Genomic DNA, 14,223 nt, shown 5'->3' on the forward strand with positions numbered 1-14,223 from the left:
ACAGGAAGGATTTCTTATGAAACGTGCAATTATTTTAGTTTTAGATTCGTTTGGCATTGGCGCTTCAAAAGACGCTGTCGATTTTGGCGATGTAGGTTCAGATACCATGGGCCATATTGCGAAGGCCTGTGCTGAAGGAAAAGCAGACAGTGACACTCGAAAAGGTCCACTGCGTTTACCTAACTTGAGCAAGCTAGGTCTTACACTTGCTCACCAAGAATCAACGGGCAGCTATGCACTTGGTATGGATCCGGCGAGCGACATTATAGGCGCTTACGGGCATGCGGCTGAGCTGTCTTCAGGAAAAGACACGCCGTCAGGTCACTGGGAAATTGCAGGTGTACCGGTGCTATTTGACTGGGGTTACTTTAGCGACAAGCAAGATAGTTTTCCTCAAGAGTTGCTCGATAAAATCGTTAAGCGTGCCAATCTACCTGGGTATCTAGGTAACTGCCATGCATCCGGTACTCAAGTGTTGGATGACTTAGGCGAAGAACACATGCAAACCGGCAAGCCTATTTTTTACACCTCGGCTGACTCGGTATTCCAAATTGCTTGCCATGAAGAGACTTATGGTCTGCAGAACCTATTGGACCTTTGCCACATCGTTCGTGAAGAACTGGAAGACTACAATATTGGCCGCGTTATCGCGCGTCCATTTATTGGTGACAAAGCAGGTGCGTTTGAACGTACCGGAAACCGTCGAGATCTATCTGTTGAGCCACCTTCGGCCACCGTGCTACAGAAGTTGGTGGATGAAAAGCAGGGTAAAGTCATTTCAATAGGTAAAATTGCCGACATCTACGCTAATTGTGGGATCACCGATAAAGTAAAAGCTACAGGGCTAGAAGCACTATTTGATGCAACGCTAGAGCAAGTTAAACAAGCCGGCGATGACTCGATTGTGTTTACTAACTTTGTTGATTTTGACTCAGCTTACGGCCATCGCCGTGATGTTGCAGGGTACGCGGCAGCGCTCGAGTACTTCGATTCTCGCTTGCCAGAGATTTACGGTCTTCTAAAAGCCGATGACGTGCTTATCTTAACCGCTGACCATGGCTGCGATCCTACATGGCCTGGTACTGACCATACCCGTGAGCATATCCCGGTATTGGTGTACGGCGAAAAGGTGAAAGCAGGCTCTTTAGGTCTACGTGATACTTTTGCAGACATTGGTCAATCACTGGCTAGCCATTTTGGTACTAGTGACATGGACTACGGTAAAAACTTTCTATAAAACGCTCTCAACTTGAGTAATAGCAACGGCGCTTAGGCGCCGACAAACAACAATTTAACAAGGAATATTTGAATGGCTACTCCACATATTAATGCAGAAATGGGTGATTTCGCTGACGTTGTTTTGATGCCTGGCGACCCAATTCGTGCAAAATACATCGCAGACACTTTTCTAGACGACGTCGTTCAAGTCTGTGACGTACGTAATATGTACGGTTTTACTGGTACGTACAAAGGTCGTAAGATTTCGGTTATGGGCCACGGTATGGGTATCCCATCGTGCTCTATCTACGTAACTGAGCTAATTAAAGACTTTGGCGTGAAGAAGATCATCCGCGTAGGTAGCTGTGGCGCAGTAAGCAAAGACGTAAAATTGCGTGATGTGGTTATTGGTATGGGTGCTTGTACTGACTCAAAAGTGAACCGTATCCGTTTTAAAGATCACGACTTTGCTGCGATTGCAGATTACGACATGGTGCACAATGCCGTTGAAGCCGCAAAAGCGAAAGGCATCGATGTTAAAGTAGGTAACTTGTTCTCGGCTGAGCTGTTCTACACGCCAGATCCAGACATGTTTGATGTACTTGATAAGTACGGCATCGTTGGTGTTGAAATGGAAGCCGCAGGCATCTATGGCGTTGCTGCTGAGTATGGCGCAAAAGCACTGGCAATTTGTACTGTATCGGATCACATTAAAACAGGCGAGCAAACCACTTCAGATGAGCGTGCGACAACGTTTAATGAAATGATGGAAATTGCATTAGATTCTGTTCTATTAGGCGACTAATCGCGTCCTAACGTAGATTAAAAAAAGCCGAACTGAATGTTTTCAGTTCGGCTTTTTTATTGTCTCGATATATTGGCTATAAAACCTAATGACTGAACCAGCTGCGGATCTTTTTACGGCGGCTGCTGTGCATAAGTAGCGTTAGCGCGATCCCGCTGGCAAAGCTCAGCACGATCATCAAAGACATGTAGCGGTCGCTGTTACGGTAATGATGGTCCGAGAATGCCGTCACTCGTCCTTTTTCAAAGGTTATGCGCACGAAACCCACCACGCTTTCGTTATTGTAAATGGGTTCGATCAGCTGCTGACGTCCAATCGCTATTGTGCCTAATGGGCTTGTTAGCCCGGTTGCATCCATTGCATTTAGCGCATTATCACTTGCGGCCAGTTTAACGCCTTCGGCGTCGTAGATGGTGGCATCCAAAACCAAAGAGTTACTGGCTAGTTGGTGAGTGAGCGTAAGTAGGCGCTCTTGCTCATTATTGGTAATGAAATCACCGGCCGACAAAGAAGCCTGCGAGACCAGTAAGTTAGAAAGAGTACTCAACTGTTTAGATTGGATGGCCTGATTTCCGCGACTGATGACAACACTGTTGTTGACGATCACCGCAAAAGAGGCGATGACGCCAATTATTGCGATAATACGGATGACATTTCTAATGGAGAAAAGAGATTGATTCACTGGTTGCTCGCGGTCTAATCTGAAATTGCCTCTTGCCATTTTATAGTCAAGCAGGTTAACTAGCCAGAAGAGTTAAGATAAATGGGAATAATTACGCAATATGGATGGTTCATCACAACTGGCTTGTAAAAAGTCGATGCCGTTAATTCGACGCTTTCCAGAAGTCATTCGGGCAAGCCGTCATGATGTAAAGCAGTCAAACTGGGTTATCTTTGGCGAGCACCTGTCGCCGACCAACTTTGAAGATATCGAACAGCATATACGTCAAGATGTGTTTATTACGCGCGTCTGGAAAGTAGGAAAGTACGAAGTTGCTCTAATGTATGGAGAGCTTCCCGCAGCAGCTCCATCAATTGTCGATGCGCTGAAGCTGGATTGTGCCTCGCTCGGCGATCTGCCCCAATTGGATAATACCGGATTGGTTGTCTTTGATATGGATTCAACGGTTATTCAAATTGAGTGTATAGATGAAATTGCCGCACTAGCGGGTGTTGGCGAGGAGGTTTCAGCGGTTACCGAACTCGCTATGCAAGGTGAATTAGACTTTGAACAAAGTTTACGCCAACGTGTGGCTAAGTTGGAAGGTGCGGATGAGTTTATCCTATCTCAAGTTCGCAAAACCTTACCTTTGATGCCTGACCTTACCGAAACCATCAATGCGTTACAGGACTTTGGCTGGAAAACCGCTATCGCCTCAGGTGGCTTCACCTATTTCTCGGATCACTTAAAAGAGCTCCTGGAACTCGATTATGCGCGTTCTAACCAGTTGGAAATCAAAGACGGTAAGTTAACGGGTAAGGTGCTGGGTGACATTGTATCTGCGCAAACTAAGGCGGACATTCTAGACGAGTTAGCGGTCAAATATGATATTGACCAGCACAACACGATTGCCGTCGGTGACGGTGCGAATGATTTGGTCATGATGAATAAAGCGGGTCTGGGTGTCGCGTTTAAGGCAAAGCCCAAAGTGCGTCAGCAATCTCAAGTTGCGATCAATCAAGCGGGACTGGGCGGATTGATCTGTTTACTTAGTGCTGGCCTCATTAAACAGCAGCGTAGCTACTAATGTAGTGCGCATACAGTGGGTGTTACCGACAAGGCTAGGTCAGTTCAAGTCTAACCAGCACCTCTTCGGTAATATCCACGATCTCTCCATAGCCTATCAGCCCCGAAAACTCATTCTCAAGCGATCGTGCATGGTGAATGGCGTCTACCGCAATCTCTTCCAACTCTCGACGTAATAGCTCCGTCATAACTTTGTTCACAGGTGACGCAGAGATACGGATCGCATAAAACAGACCGACCATTTTGGCTTTTTTCACAAAGTGGATACGGCTTTGTGCGTTTTCGAAGTCTTCAAATATTTTGCTTTCGATATTAACGATATGATCGCCATTTTTTTCAACCAGTAAGTACACCTCATGATAGACCGGCGTGGTGTTATCTCGCGCTTTCATTGGCGAGGCCATGAGTCGGTTGGAGCGCCCTTTCAACAGAGTGTCCAATGAAAACTTATCTCGAGTACCAAGGGCATGTAACAATTGACCTACGCGACCAAGTGGAAAGTTAACCCCGACAGAGCGTGGACGAAGTGAATGCTCTTTTCGTTCCACAAAGTAAGGGATACAGGCAATTCTAGACAGCAGTGATTGGTGTATTGATTGCAATAAATTGGGGTTTGGTAATTGCTCTTCTTTTTCGACCAATTTGTTTTTGTTGTGTGCGATCAGTGAGCGCAAGAATTTTAGACTGTTGTTCGTGTCTTCGGTTTCTTGAATCGAAAAGTGCATCACTTGATAATTTGGTTCAATTCTTACCGCGCTGTAGGGCAGGCTGCTAAGGTTGATTTTTGCATTGTACTTTTGAAGCTCTAGAAAGTGCACTTCAGCAATATCGCCACATCGCTGCTCGAGAGGCTTCGCAAGCTTAACGCTCATACCCCTGTTAGAAAAGTTCAGGGTTGTACCGCGCACTGAGCCATTTTTGAAATTGAGGGTAACCGGTGTATTAAATTCGAATCTTGGCTCTTTGCGTCGTGAGCGCGCATCAAAATAGATAGCGTTTGGTGAGCCAGTAATGTTCCGACTGTGTCTAAACCGATTCAGCGCTGATGTTGGTAAGTTTGGTTTTTCGGTCAGAAGGTAATCTGAAGCCGTATCTTTGTTGCTCAATTCAACCAATAACACCATATGCGTAATACTCAGCATTTCTTGAGTATGATTTGGATCCGCTTTCGCCATGCGGCTGATTTCTTCGTCCAACAATTCATAGACGTGGATGCGAAAGACTTTCCAGCTGTCTTTTCGTGCACCCATGTGCCAAAACAGTTTTCGCTCTTGTATGTTGGATTCGGGCAGCATTAAAGAGTAGAAGAGGTCCTTCTGCTTGTAATCATGTTTGAATGCGTAAATCACATTGCTTGATGACCTAACTCCGTCATGGATTAAGGATTTTATACGGCTTGGGTTAAACAGGCTGCCAAAATTTTGCTGATTACGTTCATCGTGCCAATAACGCCAAATGGGCAAGTTGTTGTCGGTTAACATGGTGAACTTGAGTTCGGTGCCACTAAAAAACAGCGGTAAATTCGCACTGTTGCGTAAGTGCACATGCTCATAGCCGCCAGCTTTGACCCGAATGATCCTATCCTGCTTATCGTGCAGTGCTTTTTTCGCGGTGCCCTTGAGCAATTTACGAATGGCATGATCCATGTAGTCATTTTCAGATAGCTTTAGCAGTCTCAACCAACGAATACTCGGATTTTCTGGACAAAGATCTACGCCTAGCACGCGGTAGTTATTCGCATCCGCCAATTGATGAATAGCACAACGTTCTGCCAGTTTGATAAAACGAGCTTGTACGACTTCACCTAGGTGATATGAAAACGCGCTAGGGACTTTTAGCTTAATGCCTGAATTAGAAATATCGATCGACAGAGCGTTAATTTGCTGGCCTGTAGGTAAAGTCAGTTCGACTTCAGTGGCTAAGCGCATGCGCTTTTCTTGTCGCTGTAGATCAACCCCAAAATTGACAATATCAGACATGAAGTTTTCGTCTTGTTCGATATCGCCTGTGCGCTTCATTTTGCCGTTTTGATGAAGGATACGAAAATTATTGTGTGTATTGATTAATGCTTCGTACACACCTTCGGTATAGCCACCGAATCGTACTATTTTTTTGTGGTAGGTATTGATGGCTACATCGTCTAACCAGTGGGTTAACCCATCAAGTAGATACTCTCTGCACTCTCCATTAACTCGTCCACGCAAATCGATTGATTTCGTGCACGTCGACATCACTCGCTTAAGCTCCATTTTTGTGAGCAATTTTAGCGAGGGCGGCTCTCCTTCGGTTAGGCTGTCTATGAGCTGTTCAAAATCGGCAGCGTGATAGGCGGGAATAAGCTGCTCGACCAGTGATAAAACTTCCGGTTGATTCATTTAATGGCTAAAGAGTGTTTTTCTTATTACAAGGTATCGGTATAGTTTAATGAATCTTTAACTTTATAGAACGATTGCCCTTAAAAAGTGTGACGATAAGGGTAATTCAGTCTGGTAAATTAACGTTTCTCAATGTAATGAGTGAATGGTTACCCAGATTAACTGACTTAGGTATAACAATGGCGAAAGCAAAGCGCGCGTATGTGTGCAACGATTGTGGCGCGGATTTTCCCCGTTGGCAAGGGCAATGTAATGCGTGTGGTAGTTGGAACACCATCTCCGAAGTGCGACTAGCGGCCTCACCAGCAGCGGCGCGAAATGAACGGATCATGGGGTATGCAGGCAGCGGCGAATCTGAGGTCCAACTGTTGGCCGATATTGATCTGCAGGAAGTTCCGCGGTTTGGTTCGAGCTTTAAAGAGTTTGATCGGGTATTGGGCGGTGGGGTTGTTCCAGGAGCCGCAATTCTTATCGGTGGTAATCCAGGAGCGGGTAAATCGACGCTGCTGCTTCAAACCATGTGCCGACTATCGGCACAGATGCCCACCTTGTACGTGACCGGAGAAGAGTCGCTGCAGCAAGTTGCGATGCGTGCTTCTCGTCTGGGGTTACCCAAAGATAACTTGAAAATGCTGTCTGAAACCAACGTGGACCGAATTTGTCAGGTTGCAGAGAAAGAGCAACCTAAAATCATGGTCATCGACTCTATTCAGGTCATGCATGTGGGGGATGTGCAGTCCTCACCGGGTACGGTTGCGCAAGTGAGAGAGTCGGCGACGGCGTTAACTCGGTATGCCAAACAAAATAACGTGGCCGTTTTTATTGTTGGACATGTAACCAAAGATGGCTCACTTGCTGGTCCAAAAGTACTAGAACATATTATTGACTGTTCCGTTCTTCTAGATGGCGGAGCCGACACACGATTTAGAACCATGCGAAGCCACAAGAATCGATTCGGCGCGGTCAATGAACTGGGTGTTTTTGCGATGACCGGTGAAGGGCTAAAAGAGGTCAGCAACCCTTCGGCCATCTTTTTATCTCGTGGTGAAGAGGATACCTCTGGCAGTTCGGTTATGGTGGTTTGGGAAGGAACTCGTCCTCTGCTGGTCGAAATTCAAGCCCTTGTGGATTATTCACAGCTGGCCAACCCTCGAAGAGTGTCTGTGGGTTTGGATCAGAACCGATTGTCACTACTTTTAGCGGTATTGCACAAGCATGGTGGACTTCAAATGGCGGATCAGGATGTATTTGTCAATGTAGTTGGTGGCGTTAAAGTGACGGAAACCAGCGCAGACTTGGCATTAATCTTGGCCCTTCTTTCAAGTTTTAAAGATCGTATCTTGCCGAAGGATGTCGTGGTCTTTGGTGAAGTTGGACTTGCGGGTGAAATTCGACCAGTGCCAAGTGGTCAGGAGCGACTAATGGAAGCCAAAAAACATGGCTTTACCCGTGCAATCGTCCCGTCAAAAAACTTGCCAAAGGGGGGAATCGACGGTATGCAACTCTTTGGGGTGAACAAACTGTCCGAAGCCATTTCTGCTTTTGATGATTTGTAATAGAGCGACCGATAGAGCTGCTTTAGTTAAAATTGTAACGAAATTGTGAGCGGCACTGCATATTACGGGAACGCTTAATGCTTTGTGTTTCATTCGCCCTGTAGAATCTAACTAGCTGCCTAGGCTCGAAAAAGTGAAGGCGAATGAGAGATAGAAAACAAAAGCGATGGTTCGATTCAACCTTGTGGGTGCTAGGCATAGTCTTGGCACTTCTTGTCGTGCCGCGCTTTTGCCTTGCAACTGGCCAAGTTATTGAACAAGACCTGACGTGGTTTCAATTCGATTATGATATCGAGGACAGCAAAGGCTATGTTAGCCAAAATGTCGACTCGCGCAAACCAATCCTTATCGCTCAGCCAAAGCTTACCGGTGGACACTACTTATCGGTGGTCTCCTTTACCGTGCCAGCCTTAGACTGGTATGTTATTGATTTTTCTGGGTCTACTTTGATAGGGCAGTTTCACCATCAGATATTAGACTCGGAAGGTAAGGATGTTGCTGTTTTTTCAGGTGGCATATTAGACTCTACACCCAACCCGATAATGCTGCGACACGGACGTAAACTCATTCTACAGCCGGGTGATTATCAGCTTCTTACTCAACAACAGTCTCAATTTAACATTGCCACACCCACTCCTTTTGTCATGCTCGAAGTGGATTATTTAGCGGATATTAAAAGAGGCAATGCAATCACACTGATTGGTTTGGGTATTCTTGCTGGTCTCGGAATGCTGTATTTGACTCTGGGGCTGTATCGACTGCGCAAAACCGACTTAGCGTATGCGGTGTTCATCTTAGGGAATCTACTCTTTAATGCCACCAGCCTTTTGGTGTTCTCTGACTTGTTTGGGGTGCATTGGTTTACAGGGGCGAGCCTGCCCATTTGTATTTCAAATATGGCCTATGTGTTCTTTGTTATGCGATTACTGGGCATTCAATCTCACAACAAGCCACTCTTGTATAAAAGCGGCCACGCGATTATTGGTCTCTATGCGATTGTGTTGTTAGTGGGGCTGCTCGAGCCTAACTGGCAAATGGAGATGAATCGAGTGGGCGTAGGTGTGTTCTTAGGCTTTGGTGTTATTTGTGGGATCTCGCAGCTTCGCAGCGGCGTCGGCATCGCGAAATTTTATTTGCTCGCCAACCTGGGCTTTGTGCTGCTCGGCAGCATTGCCATATCCAATAACGGTCTGGAAGGTCAGCCAACTCTATATATGAGTCATGTTGGTCTACTCGGCGTCACTATTGAAGTGGTGCTACTCTCATTTGTTCTCGCTTACCAGATGCATTTGACTGGTCGTGAGAAAGCTTCTGCGGTTAAGGCAGCCCAACAATCACTCGCGCTGGCGCAAACAGACGAGCTTACCCAGCTAGAAAACCGTAGAGCCATGGACACTGCACTGTGTGAAGCTGACGAGTCTGTCGGGTTTGCGTATTTAGACTTAGACGGTCTTAAGCAGTGTAACGATTTAAAAGGGCACTCATTTGGCGATCAGTTGTTGACCAAGTTCTCGCGCGTGTTGACTCAAGAGCTTAAAGGAGAAGGGCGTTTGTTTCGTATTGGTGGGGATGAATTTGGTTTGCTGTTTGATGCTCAATCTACGGGAGTGGTTAAGGCGGCTATTTACTCGACAGAGCAGAGACTTAAAAAGGAGCTCTATCAACCGTTTGGGATTAGCTTTGGCATCGCTCTAAGAGAAGACTATTCATCGGTTTATCGTATGGTCGAAGTGGCTGACCAAAGAATGTATAAGCATAAAACCACTCGACGCGTCGCTCGCACTCGCACCGCACACCTTCCTTCGGAAGAAAACACTTCTTCTGGCACCAACGCTGCTTCGTAGCGCCAACCGCTGTAAAACTTCTTGCCGAGCTCACCAGCGATGGTTAGAGTGGCACTGGGCTAATTTTCATCTACTATTAACTTCTGACCTTTCCATAGACAACTATGGTCAAACAAGGTGGGAGTTTAAGCTAGTTCGAGTTTGCAAAGCGCTGTTAGCTCAGTCTTTATGCGGGTTTCGAATTATTTTTTTTCCTAGCGCGTTAAGGGGTATCAGTCTTGACGGATTGTGGTATACTCTGCGCGCATTTTATATCCTATTAACAGAGTAAAACGATGACTGATTTATCAAAATACAGAAACATTGGTATTTTCGCGCACGTTGATGCGGGTAAAACCACGACGACTGAGCGTATCCTAAAGCTTACCGGCCAAATCCACAAAACTGGTGAAGTACATGATGGTGAATCAACTACTGACTTCATGGAACAGGAAGCTGAGCGCGGTATTACAATCCAATCAGCAGCTGTAAGCTGTTTTTGGAATGACCATCGTCTAAACGTTATCGATACTCCTGGACACGTTGACTTCACAGTTGAAGTATACCGTTCTCTAAAAGTTCTTGATGGCGGCATCGGCGTATTCTGTGGTTCTGGTGGTGTTGAACCTCAATCAGAAACTAACTGGCGTTACGCTAACGAATCAGAAGTATCTCGTCTGATCTTCGTAAACAAACTAGACCGTATGGGCGCTGACTTCTACAACGTAGTTGATCAAGTGAAAAACGTACTAGGTGCTACGCCACTAGTAATGGTTCTACCAATCGGCCGCGAAGATGACTTCGTGGGTGTTGTAGACCTACTTTCTCGTAAAGCATACGTTTGGGATGACTCTGGTCTTCCTGAAAACTACGAAATTCAAGATGTTCCTGCGGACATGGTTGACGACGTTGAGCAATACCGTGAAGAGCTAATCGAAACTGCCGTTGAGCAAGACGACGAGCTAATGATGGCATACATGGAAGGCGAAGAACCTTCTATCGAAGACATCAAGCGTTGTATCCGTACTGGTACTCGTGACCTAGCATTCTTCCCAACTTTCTGTGGTTCTGCGTTTAAAAACAAAGGCGTACAGCTAGTTCTAGATGCAGTAGTTGATTACCTACCAGCTCCAACAGAAGTTGATCCTCAACCTCTAATGGACGAAGAAGGTAACGAAACTGGCGAACACGCTATCGTTTCTGCTGACGAAACCTTTAAAGCGCTTGCATTCAAAATTATGGATGACCGCTTCGGTGCACTAACTTTCGTTCGTATTTACTCTGGTAAATTGAACAAAGGTGACACCATCCTGAACTCATTCACAGGTAAAACTGAGCGTGTTGGCCGTATGGTTGAGATGCAAGCAGATGACCGTAAAGAACTCACTAGCGCACAAGCTGGTGACATCATTGCGATCGTTGGTATGAAGAACGTTCAGACTGGTCACACTCTATGTGATCCTAAAGACCAAGTAACTCTAGAGCCAATGGTATTCCCAACTCCAGTAATCTCGATTGCTGTAGCGCCAAAAGATAAAGGCGGTTCTGAGAAAATGGGTGTTGCGATTGGTAAAATGGTTGCTGAAGATCCATCTTTCCAAGTTGAGTCTGACGACGAAACTGGCGAAACCATCCTTAAAGGTATGGGTGAGCTTCACCTAGACATTAAAGTTGACATCCTTAAGCGTACTTACGGTGTTGACCTAACTGTTGGTGCTCCTCAAGTTGCTTACCGTGAAACTATCACGCAAGCAGTTGAAGATAGCTACACGCACAAGAAGCAGTCTGGTGGTTCTGGTCAGTTTGGTAAGATCGACTACCGCATCAAGCCAGGTGAAGCAGGTTCAGGTTTCGTATTCTCTTCAACCGTTGTTGGTGGTAACGTACCTAAAGAATTCTGGCCTGCAGTAGAAAAAGGCTTCAAATCAATGATGGAAGAGGGTGTTCTTGCAGGATTCCCAGTTCTTGACGTTGAAATTGAACTGTTCGACGGTGGCTTCCACGCAGTCGATTCATCTGCAATCGCATTTGAAATCGCAGCGAAAGGCGCATTCCGTCAGTCTATCCCTAAAGCGGGTGCACAGCTTCTTGAACCTATCATGAAAGTTGACGTGTTCACTCCAGACGATCACGTTGGTGACGTTATCGGTGACCTTAACCGTCGTCGTGGCATGATCAAAGATCAGCAAGCGGGTGTTACTGGTGTTCGTATTAAAGCTGACGTACCTCTTTCTGAGATGTTCGGCTACATCGGTCACCTACGTACAATCACTTCTGGTCGTGGTCAGTTCTCTATGGAGTTCAGCCACTACGCAGCATGTCCACAAAACGTTGCTGAAGAAGTTATTGCTAAAGTTAAAGAAGAGAAAGCTAAGTAATTTAGCGGTCACTTACTGACTTAGAAAGCCCAGCCATTTGGCTGGGCTTTTTTTTGGCTAAATTTTTTCTAAACTTTCTCATTAGTTAGAAAGTATGGGGTACGGTTATTAGGTAAGCTAAGGCGTTTCTAAATTATGGATGATGTAAGGATTTAGGTATGCATAGCCGGAGCTTGGCGTTCAAAGGGGTTGTAGCCACCGGGTTAGTAATTTTGCTCGCAAGTTGTGGTGGCGATGACACTGCAGCTTCTGGCGGCTTGCTACCAGAAAAGGGCGAGTCCACAGTCAACAGTACCAGTATCGATCTAGTCATTTCAGATGATAGGCTTGAGCCAATTATCAAGCTTGAGCCCATAGTGGCTATTAGTGAACTACCTTCGCACGTTAACGCACTTTTTAAAGTGGTCGATGACGATTTGAATCCAGTCACCGGCTTGGCTGAAAAGCACACTGACCTTTGGAAAGAGCACTTCAGCATCTCTTACGAAGATGACTCTCCAATGGATGTTGAGTCTTACACTACGATTCAACCTGCTACCAATTTACAATTACCGACTACTATCGCTATCGATATTTCATCCAGTGTCAGCAATGATGACTTTATTGCATCGGTCACAGGGATAAGAGATGCGCTTATAGACACCTCTGGTGCTGAGCCTACAAGTCGCCTTTTAGATAAGCAGGCAGTATCCATAATTGTATTTGACTCGACCGTGACTCATTACCCCGCAACAGGCATTACGCGCGATCCAGTGCAGATAAAGGCAATATTTGATGAGCTATTAGAAAGTGACTATCGGAACCTTAGAGACTCTAATAACAGTACTGCACTCTACAAAGCGGCAAAAGAAGGACTTTTGGTCACGCTAAATGCGTTTTCACCGACAGAAACGCCTTTAGGAACGTTAATCGTTATATCTGACGGTAACGCAAACTCAAATCTAGTTACTCTCGATGAGGTGATTACTGATAGAGATTCTACAAAACAGCGCGTGTTTACACTGTCTAGTCAAACCGAACGTTTAGAGTGGTTTGATATTGCGAGCGCCCCAGAAAATGAAATAGAAGTAGCAAACCTCTCTGAAGTCAGCGATGTAGTAAGTGATATTATATCTGGTCTAGAAACCTCATTAGATGGCTATTACGTACTAAAACACTCCACTGCATCACAATCCGGAAGCCAAAAGCTAATTTTAGAATATGAAGATAGCATTGGTAACCTGTATCAAATGGATTACGAATACGATACGGGATCGTTCACAGGTTCGGTAATCTTGCTATCAATGGATGTGGAAAAACAGACTTTGAAAGAAGCAGGTTTTGTCCCATTCGAGTTAACCGCGACAGCCTATCCATACTTTAATGTTTTAGATCCTGATCTGCAGCTAGATTGGTATTTAGATGGTATTGAAATTGATAATGCAGTCAGTGAGGTTGATATTGATATCAATACTCACGGCGTTTACAAGTTGCAAGTAGTTAGTGATCGAGAAACGGACACTATGCTCGATGATGTTCAAGCTACTTCTTGGTTTTCGGTAGCTCCTTATGAAATTAGTACTATCAATTATTTTGGTCTTTGGGATTTGAAGTTAGAGACTGCCGATCAATCTATTAGTCACGTTTGGAGTGCAAAACCTTACCTTGCTGATGGTCAACAAATGCTTGATGACGATGACCAACCAATCACTTGTGACTTTGATCCATCAACTCAAGCATTTACGTTATGTGAGTGCTCCTTTACTGGAAGTGAACATAATGTCTTGATGTTTATGAGTGATGATATTCAGTCTTGTGTTGTTGAAGCAGTAGACAGTACGAATGGTGACTTACTTGGCGCAACTTACGCTGAGGTGAAACCTTTTGTCATGGAATATACATTGACGGCTTACTATATTCGCTCATCACTAGACCAAGTTATTAGTTTTGAAGTGGGTTCTAGTGATCCCCACCAACTCTCTGAACAGTGGCAAGTAGTATCCGCAGAAGGGTCATGGCACGAAAAAATGGGCAGTTATGTCCTAAAGTCTCAGTCAATTGGTCATGGCCAGCAGAGCACAATTGAGTTTATGGCGAGTTTTTCCACGATAGGATTTGATTTTTTGACTCGCTCAGAAGAAGGTTATGACTTCTTAGAGCTTTACATTGATGGTGAGCGAGTATTTTGGTACTCGGGGATTATGAGTGAATGGCGCTCAACCGACCAAATTGTGGTGCCATTTGGCTTGCATAGTGTTGAAATTAAATACAAAAAAGACGCAACCAAATCACATTCATCTGATGCTGTCTACATTGATAACATCGTCTATCTGTAGAGAATG

General features: G+C 45.3%; 9 protein-coding genes. 7 read left to right on the plus strand and 2 right to left on the minus strand.

The annotated features are described in order from the left end of the window. The first annotated feature begins 16 nt into the window (after positions 1-16). Positions 17-1,237 (plus strand): phosphopentomutase, encoded by a 1,221-nt coding sequence (gene deoB, locus JQC93_RS18470; protein ID WP_205159821.1) that lies wholly within the window; start codon positions 17-19, stop codon positions 1,235-1,237. Positions 1,238-1,309: 72 nt separating this feature from the next. After that, positions 1,310-2,023: a purine-nucleoside phosphorylase gene (deoD, locus tag JQC93_RS18475; protein WP_084886799.1), complete on the plus strand. Its 714-nt coding sequence runs from the start codon at positions 1,310-1,312 to the stop codon at positions 2,021-2,023. Between the two features lie 85 nt (positions 2,024-2,108). On the opposite strand, the gene JQC93_RS18480 is transcribed toward deoD, so the two are convergent. Beyond that, entirely contained in the window at positions 2,109-2,705 is a 597-nt protein-coding gene (locus JQC93_RS18480; RefSeq protein ID WP_205159822.1) for a YtjB family periplasmic protein, read from the minus strand. Positions 2,706-2,805: 100 nt separating this feature from the next. Here JQC93_RS18480 and serB point away from each other — a divergent pair, with 100 nt between their 5' ends. Then, a complete protein-coding gene (gene serB / locus JQC93_RS18485; protein WP_205159823.1) occupies positions 2,806-3,771 on the plus strand; it encodes a phosphoserine phosphatase in 966 nt (321 codons plus the stop codon). Positions 3,772-3,805: 34 nt separating this feature from the next. Here the strand turns inward: serB and JQC93_RS18490 are convergent, their stop codons facing one another. Beyond that, the gene (locus JQC93_RS18490) at positions 3,806-6,145 is read right to left on the minus strand and encodes a PilZ domain-containing protein (protein ID WP_205159824.1); all 2,340 of its coding nucleotides are present in this window, start codon (positions 6,143-6,145) and stop codon (positions 3,806-3,808) included. Positions 6,146-6,324: 179 nt separating this feature from the next. Here JQC93_RS18490 and radA point away from each other — a divergent pair, with 179 nt between their 5' ends. The 4 genes from radA to JQC93_RS18510 all read left to right on the plus strand — a co-directional run bounded on the left by radA (position 6,325) and on the right by JQC93_RS18510 (position 14,217). Next, positions 6,325-7,701, plus strand: coding sequence for a DNA repair protein RadA (gene radA / locus JQC93_RS18495; protein WP_205159825.1), 1,377 nt, complete (start codon positions 6,325-6,327; stop codon positions 7,699-7,701). Positions 7,702-7,844: 143 nt separating this feature from the next. After that, a complete protein-coding gene (locus JQC93_RS18500) occupies positions 7,845-9,545 on the plus strand; it encodes a GGDEF domain-containing protein (RefSeq protein WP_205159826.1) in 1,701 nt (566 codons plus the stop codon). A gap of 275 nt (positions 9,546-9,820) precedes the next feature. Then, the gene (fusA, locus tag JQC93_RS18505; RefSeq protein WP_205159827.1) at positions 9,821-11,902 is read left to right on the plus strand and encodes an elongation factor G; all 2,082 of its coding nucleotides are present in this window, start codon (positions 9,821-9,823) and stop codon (positions 11,900-11,902) included. A gap of 158 nt (positions 11,903-12,060) precedes the next feature. Continuing rightward, positions 12,061-14,217, plus strand: a complete 2,157-nt coding sequence (locus JQC93_RS18510; protein WP_205159828.1) for a vWA domain-containing protein — start codon at positions 12,061-12,063, stop codon at positions 14,215-14,217. Positions 14,218-14,223: the final 6 nt, after the last annotated feature.

The organism is Vibrio ulleungensis, assembly GCF_016900875.1.
Classification (GTDB): Bacteria; Pseudomonadota; Gammaproteobacteria; order Enterobacterales; family Vibrionaceae; genus Vibrio; species Vibrio ulleungensis.